The organism is Corallococcus sp. 4LFB, from assembly GCF_046520365.1.
GTDB lineage: Bacteria > Myxococcota > Myxococcia > Myxococcales > Myxococcaceae > Corallococcus > Corallococcus caeni.
In genome coordinates this window covers 1-6614 of record NZ_JBKGHJ010000463.1, presented here as the reverse complement: position 1 = coordinate 6614, position 6614 = coordinate 1, and the positions used below count along the sequence as shown (strand labels likewise).

The 6614-nt window shown below is 71.4% G+C and carries 7 protein-coding genes and 1 pseudogene; all 8 read left to right on the top strand.

Going from position 1 to position 6614, the window contains the following annotated elements:
• Positions 1–282, top strand: a pseudogene (locus tag ACLEQD_RS34070) (cell wall protein); the annotation flags it as partial.
• 130 nt (positions 283–412) lie between these two features.
• Positions 413–1276: a tryptophan 2,3-dioxygenase gene (locus ACLEQD_RS34065; protein ID WP_410389801.1), complete on the top strand. Its 864-nt coding sequence runs from the start codon at positions 413–415 to the stop codon at positions 1274–1276.
• A gap of 123 nt (positions 1277–1399) precedes the next feature.
• Positions 1400–1576, top strand: a complete 177-nt coding sequence (locus tag ACLEQD_RS34060) for a hypothetical protein (RefSeq protein WP_410389799.1) — start codon at positions 1400–1402, stop codon at positions 1574–1576.
• A gap of 141 nt (positions 1577–1717) precedes the next feature.
• A complete protein-coding gene (locus tag ACLEQD_RS34055) occupies positions 1718–2275 on the top strand; it encodes a Uma2 family endonuclease (protein WP_410389797.1) in 558 nt (185 codons plus the stop codon).
• A gap of 13 nt (positions 2276–2288) precedes the next feature.
• Positions 2289–3419: a hypothetical protein gene (locus tag ACLEQD_RS34050; protein WP_410389795.1), complete on the top strand. Its 1131-nt coding sequence runs from the start codon at positions 2289–2291 to the stop codon at positions 3417–3419.
• 70 nt (positions 3420–3489) lie between these two features.
• Positions 3490–4950 carry a response regulator gene (locus ACLEQD_RS34045; RefSeq protein ID WP_410389793.1) on the top strand — a complete coding sequence of 487 codons (1461 nt, stop codon included), beginning with the start codon at positions 3490–3492 and terminating at the stop codon, positions 4948–4950.
• A gap of 20 nt (positions 4951–4970) precedes the next feature.
• Positions 4971–5390 (top strand): type II secretion system protein GspG, encoded by a 420-nt coding sequence (locus ACLEQD_RS34040; RefSeq protein ID WP_410389791.1) that lies wholly within the window; start codon positions 4971–4973, stop codon positions 5388–5390.
• Between the two features lie 149 nt (positions 5391–5539).
• Positions 5540–6614, top strand: a 1075-nt coding sequence (locus tag ACLEQD_RS34035) for a universal stress protein (RefSeq protein ID WP_410389789.1), incomplete at its 3' end; no start/stop codon positions are given.

Here is a 6614-nt window from a genome sequence, read left to right as displayed (position 1 = left end):
GTGAGCGCGCCGGTGGCGTCGGGCGGCAAGCGCCGGGGCCGCAAGCCGGCGGCGGCGGAAGGCGGCGCCCGTGAGTGCGCCATCAAGGGCTGCGGCAAGCCCAGCCGCACCAAGGGCTACTGCGCGGCGCACTACCAGAAGCTGCGCATGCTGGAGAAGACCAACCGCCGTCCCTCCCAGTGGGCCGACTACGCGGAGCCCAACAGCGTGGAGGACATCAAGCTGCCCCGTGGCCGCGCCGCCTCCAAGGCGCTCGCGGAAGCCGCTCAGAAGAACGCTTAAGCAGTACAGTTGCCCCGGCCCGGGCAGAGGTGGTGGACCCGTTCTTCCGTCTGGAAGAGCGTGGCTGGATTGACCGCGCGGAGGATGTGCTTGCGCCGCGAGGGGGTTGGTGTGCATGAGTGCCCGGGCCATGAGCAAACGCGACCTGGAGCCTGGAATCGTCACGGACCTCGCGGGCCGGACGACCTATGGTGATTACCTGCAGCTGGACCGGCTCTTGTCCGCGCAGGTGCCCCGTTCCCAGCCTCCCCATCACGACGAGCTGCTGTTCATCGTCCAGCATCAGACGAGCGAGCTGTGGATGAAGCTGCTCATCCATGAGCTGTCCGCCTGCATCCGCTACATCCAGGCGGACCGGCTGGAGCCGTCCTTCAAGATCTTCGCCCGCGTCGCGCACATCCAGCGGATGCTCTTCGAGCAGTGGAGCGTGCTGGAGACGCTCACGCCCAACGAGTACCTGGAGTTCCGCGACACGCTGGGCCACGCGTCCGGCTTCCAGAGCTTCCAGTACCGCGCGGTGGAGTTCCTGCTGGGCAACAAGGACGACGCGGCGCTGGGGCCCTTCAAGCACGTGCCGGGCGTGCACGCGGAGCTGGACCGCCTGCTGGAGTCGCCGGGCATCTACGACGAGTTCCTGCGCCACCTGTCGCGCATGGGCCACGACGTTCCCAGAAGCCACGTGGAGCGCGACTGGCGTCAGCCGTATGAGAAGAGCGCCCAGGTGATGGAGGTGTTCCGCCGCATCTACTCGGACACCGAGAAACATTGGGACGCGTATGAGATGTGCGAGAAGCTGGTGGACACGGAGGAGCGGTTCCAGCTCTGGCGCTACCGGCACATGATGACGGTGATGCGCATCATCGGCTTCAAGCAGGGCACGGGCGGCTCGTCGGGCGTGGGCTTCCTGCGCAAGGCGCTGGACCTGCGCTTCTTCCCGGAGCTGTGGGACGTGCGCACGTCGCTGGTGCCGCCCGCGAAGCCCCGGGGCGCCTGAAACACACCCGTGCCGCTCGTGCCCCCGCATGCCCCGCGGGCCGGCAGGGACGGGGTGCCAGCCGGGGCGCGGGCTCCCTAGCTTGGGAGAGGTCAAACCCTCTCAACGCGCGAAGGAGCCGCCATGGGTGAGCACGACAGCCCCCGGAAGGAACCGCAGCTTCCGGAAGACGAACAGGACAACAAGCGTCAGGCGGGAGACCGCCCCGTCCCCACGCCCGGCCACGTCGGCAACCTGCCGGACGACGGCCCGGGCCCGGCAGGCATTGGCATCAAGCTGCCCGAGGGCGGCGGCGACTGAGTAAAACATCCGGAAATGTTTCAGCGGAAATGTTTCAGGCCCGGGAGCCCTTCCGGGGCTCCCGGCCGCCGGGGTACACGTGTCAGACGGGCATGAGAGTGTCCGGGCATGTCCCTACCTGCTAGGTTCTTCGTCCTAGAGATGACCCGAAAGCCCGCCACCTACGCAGACCTGGAAGCGCTCCCGCCGAACCAGGTGGGGGAGCTCGTCAACGGGGAGCTGTACGCGAGCCCCCGGCCGGCGTCACCGCATGCGCTCGCGGCAACGCATCTGGGAGGCGAGCTCTACGGTCCCTTCGACCGAGGACGCGGAGGACCTGGAGGGTGGATCATCCTCTCCGAGCCGGAGCTGCACCTGGGTAAGGACGTCCTGGTGCCGGACCTCGCGGGTTGGCGCCGGGAGCGGGTGCCCAGGATGCCCAACGTCGTGGGCATCACGACGGCGCCGGACTGGCTGTGCGAGGTGCTGTCCCCCTCCACATTCCGGCTGGATCGGGCGCGGAAGCTACCCATCTACGCCCGCGAGGGTGTGAAGCACGTCTGGCTGGTGGAGCCGCTCCAACGCACGCTGGAGGTCTTCCGTTTGGAGGGTTTGCACTACATGCTGCTGGGAACCCATCAGGACGCGGAGGCCGTCCACGCGGAGCCATTCGAGGCGCTTTCCCTGGAACTGCGGGTCCTGTGGGAGGACGTCGAGTAGGCTTCTCCGCACCATGTCCGCGCCCGACGGAATGACGCTGCTCTTCGAACAGGCCCACATCCTCTGCTACCGCACGTTCGACATCGCGGAGGAGATCGACCTGGAGCGCGCGCGCAAGGCGCTGTCGGAGGACTCGCGCCGCTTGAAGCTGTCGCGTGAGAACAGCCAGTACATCCAGCTGCCCAACCCGCCCGTGGCCTACGAGCTGGGCCGCAGGCCGCTGGCGCTGCGCGGCGGTCCCGTCACCGTGGACGCCACCGCGCGCCTGTTCGACCACGGCGCCGCGTCCATCATCCTGCGCGTCCCCGTCGCGCCCGGCACCACCTGGGAGACCCTCACCCTCGTCGCCGACGAGCTCTATGACAGCCAGGCCCTGGAGGACCTGGCCCAGGAGCTGGTGGAGGGCGTGCGCCGCACCATCTCCGCCGCCGTGCAGGGGCCGCACCTCTGGGACCAGAGCGAGAGCTACACCGTCATCTTCGCCGAGCGCATCCAGGGCAACCCCTCCGCGGAGGAGCTGTTCCAGCGCGCGGACATCGCGCGGCTGCTCCTGGGGGAGAGCACCACCGCGCCGCTGGCGCCGCGCGAGCGCGAGGCCGTCACCCAGGTGCGCTTCAGCTACACCGCCCACGACCTGGTCGTCGTGGACTGGAACAGCGCGTTCGTCTACGAGCCGTCCGGCTCGCGCGACATCCCGGACCTGCTGGAGATCGCCAACGCGCAGCTGCTGGAGTTCCGCTACTACGACGAGCGGCTGGACAAGCACATCGCGCGCATCCACGACGAGGTGCAGGCGCGCAAGCCCGGCTGGCTCACGCTGTTCCGCAGCCCCTACCGCAGCCTCGCGCGCGAGACGCTGGGCACGCTCGTGGACCTCAACGAGTTCGTGGAGCGGGTGGAGAACAGCCTGAAAATCATCGGCGACTTCTACCTGGCCAAGGTCTACGAGGGCGCCGTGCGCCGCCTGCGCATCCCCGCGTGGCAGGCCTCCGTCACGCGCAAGCAGCAGCTGCTCGCGCAGACGTATGGGCTGCTCAAGGGCGAGGTGGACATCGACCGCTCGCACATCCTGGAGGTGATGATCGTCGCGTTGATCATCCTGGAGATCGTCCTCGCCTTCGGCCGGGTGTTCCAGCATGGGTGAGCCCGGCCCCCCGGGGTGGGCTGGGCCAGGGCCCGGGGTTGGGCTACGGTGAGCGAATGGAGGTTGCCGCGTGAGTGCCTCGAATCCCCTCTTCGGTGACCTGTTGCTCAAGCTGGGCGTCGTCACGCCGGGGCAGGTGCAGGAGGCGCTCGCGCTGCAGGCGCTCACCGGCCAGCGCGTGGGCGAAGCGCTCATCTCCCTGGGCTACGTGTCGCGCGAGCAGATCCAAGACGCGCTGGGAGAGGCCCTGGGCCTGAACCAGGACAAGGGGCCCGCGCAGCCGCCGCTGGGCGAGCTGCTGGTGGGGCTCAAGTACGTGTCGCTCGCGCAGCTGGACGAGGCCCTGGCGCGGCAGCGGCGCGACGGGCGGCGGCTGGGGGAGATCCTCGTCGAGCAGGGCCACTGCACGTACAAGCAGATCTACGAAGCGCTGGGCGTGCAGAACCGCATCGTCGGCCGGCAGGACCTGCCGCGTCCCGCGACGGAGGGGCGCCGCCGCGTGGTGGTGGTGGACGACAGCCCCCTGGCCTGCGCGTTCGTGCAGGAGGGGCTGGTGGCGCTGGGCTACGAGGTCCTCTGCTTCCAGGACCCGTACGAAGCGCTGGAGGGCATGGGGCGGCTGCAGCCGGCCATCGTGCTGAGCGACCTGGAGATGCCGGGGCTGGACGGCGTGGAGCTGTGCCGGCGGCTGAAGGAGGGCCCGCGCAGCGCCATCCCCGTCATCATGCTCACCGCGAACGACCGGGAGGCGGAGCGCGTGCGCGGCCTGCGCGCGGGCGCGGACGACTACGTGAACAAGTCCGCGTCCCTGGACGAGCTGGCGGCGCGCATCGAGAGCGTGGTGCGCCGCACGGGCGAGACGGAGCGCATGCGCAAGCTGTTCGCGCGCTACACGTCCGACGCGGTGGTGGAGGAGATCCTCAAGAGCGCGGACGCGGCGGTGCTCGCCGGCGAGAAGCGCGAGGTGACGGTGCTGTTCGCGGACATCCGCAACTTCACCGGCCTGGCGGAGAGCCTCCCCCCCGAGCAGGTGGTCGCGGTGCTCAACCAGGTGCTGGGCCGGCTGTCGGACGCGGTGCTCACCTGCGGCGGCACGCTGGACAAGTTCCTGGGCGACGGGCTGATGGCTGTTTTTGGCGCGCCGGTGGGCCGCCCGGACGACGCGCTCCGGGGCCTGCAGTGCGCGAAGATGATGATGGAGGCCGTGGCGGAGCTGCGCGCCGTGGCGGAGGCCGAGTGGGTGGCCCACGGCCGCGAGGGCCGGCCCCTGGTGCTGGAGCTGGGCGTGGGGTTGAACTCGGGCGTGGTGGTGTCCGGGAACATCGGCAGCGCGCTGAGGGCCGAGTACACCTGCATCGGCGACGCGGTGAACGTGGCCGCGCGGCTGTGCGCGCTGGCCGGTCCGGGGGAGATCCTGGTGGGCGAGCGCACGCGGGAGCTGGTGGACGCGAACGAGACCGCCTTCGAGGACCTGCCGCCGGTGCGCCTGAAGGGCAAGCAGCAGCCGGTGCCGCTTTACCGCGCGCTCTGACGCGCTAGGGTGGACGTGCCATGGCCGCCACCTCCTCCCCGTCCGCCGTCCCCGAAAGGTCCCGCCGCTCTCCGCTGCCCTGGGTGGCGGTGGTGTTCGGGCTGGCGCTCGTCGTGGCCCTGGTGCTCACCGCCTTCCGCCGCCGCGACCCCGAGCAGACCCAGCAGATCCACGCCGACTTCACCGTCATCCTGGGGGCGCTGGAGCGCTACCAGGCCGACCACGGGGGGCAACTGCCGGAGGAGGGCAACCTGGACGATCTGCTGGTGCCCAGATACCTCAACGCCGTGCCGCGCGACCCCTGGGGCCGGCCGTACCACTACGCGAGCAGCGCGCAGGGCGTGTTCCTCTCCTCCTTCGGCCGGGAGAACCAGCGCGGCGGCGCGGGGGAGAACCAGGACCACACCAACCACGACGGGCACCAGCAGCTCCTGCGCTAGGGCCGTGCGCCGGGGCCCGGGCGCCCGGACGCCCCGCCCTGGTGGGCAGGCAGGCCGGCATGGACGGCGTCACGCCACCGGGGGGCCGGCGTGCGCATCCTTCTGCGCGGGGGAGGCTCCAGCGGGCATCGCCTCCTCGGGGCCCCGCCATGGCCATCATCTGCGCAACCAACCTGTCCGCGGACGCCACGCACGCGGCCACCGTCGCGGCGACCCTGGCCAGCCGGCTGGGAGAGCCCCTGCTGCTCCTGGGCGTGGACGACGCGGTCCCGGACTCGGACGCCGTGGCCGCGGCGGAGGGCGGGCTGGCCGCGGAGGCCGCGCGCCTGAGGGCGCTGACGGGCACGGTGGAGCCGCGCAAGTCGCGGGGTGCCTCCGTGGAGACGCTGCTGGGGGAGGAGGAGTGCCGGAGCGCCCGGCTGGTGGTGGTGGCCGCGGAGGGCTGGCGCACGTCCCCCTGGCGCAAGACGTCCCTGGCGGAGCGCCTGGCCCGCCACGGCTGCGCCCCGGTGCTGGCGGTGCGCCGGGACACGGCGCTGCTGGACTGGGCCCGGGGAAGGCGCCGGCTGCTGGTGATGGTGGGGGTGGACCCCCGGTCCTCCACGTCCGACGCGGCCATCACCTTCCTGCGGGAGCTGCGGCGCGTGGGCGGGTGCGACGTGCTGGCCACGTACGTGTGCTCGCCCTTGGAGGAGCGCGAGCGGCTGGGCATCCACACCCCCGTGCACGTGGAGCGGCTGGACGCGCGCGAGCGCACCATGGAGGGGTTGGAGCCGCTGGTGGAGCGCGTGCTGATGCGCGAGGTGCGCGAGCGCCTGGGCGACCTGGAGGGGGAGGGCCGCGTGGAGGTGGTGCTGGAGCCCGGCTATGGCCGCCCGGCGGACCACCTGCTGCACGTGGCCCATGCGCGCGGCGCGGAGCTGACGGTGGTGGGCATGCACCTGCGCGGCGGCGTGCAGCGGCTGTGGCACGGCTCCGTGTCGGAGGGCGTGCTGCGCCACGCGGAGCGCTCCGTGGCGTGCATCCCCGCCCGGGGCGCGCGAGCCGCGCCGCCTCCCGCCGCCCCGCAGCGCCCTGGTGCCCGTGGACTTCACCGTCGCGTCCGTCCAGGCCATCGCGCAGGCGTGCTCGCTGGTGGGCCCGGGCGGCCGCGTGCACCTCCTGCACGTATGACCTGGACCGACGGCGGCACCGCTCCCAGGCGCACCAGTTGCGCCATCGCCG

What these genes read in the sequence shown, in the direction of transcription:
- ACLEQD_RS34065 (WP_410389801.1), top strand. Translation starts at nt 413, where the DNA reads ATGAGCAAACGCGACCTGGAGCCTGGAATCGTCACGGACCTCGCGGGC.
- ACLEQD_RS34060 (WP_410389799.1), top strand. Translation starts at nt 1,400, where the DNA reads ATGGGTGAGCACGACAGCCCCCGGAAGGAACCGCAGCTTCCGGAAGAC.
- ACLEQD_RS34055 (WP_410389797.1), top strand. Translation starts at nt 1,718, where the DNA reads ATGACCCGAAAGCCCGCCACCTACGCAGACCTGGAAGCGCTCCCGCCG.
- ACLEQD_RS34050 (WP_410389795.1), top strand. Translation starts at nt 2,289, where the DNA reads ATGTCCGCGCCCGACGGAATGACGCTGCTCTTCGAACAGGCCCACATC.
- ACLEQD_RS34040 (WP_410389791.1), top strand. Translation starts at nt 4,971, where the DNA reads ATGGCCGCCACCTCCTCCCCGTCCGCCGTCCCCGAAAGGTCCCGCCGC.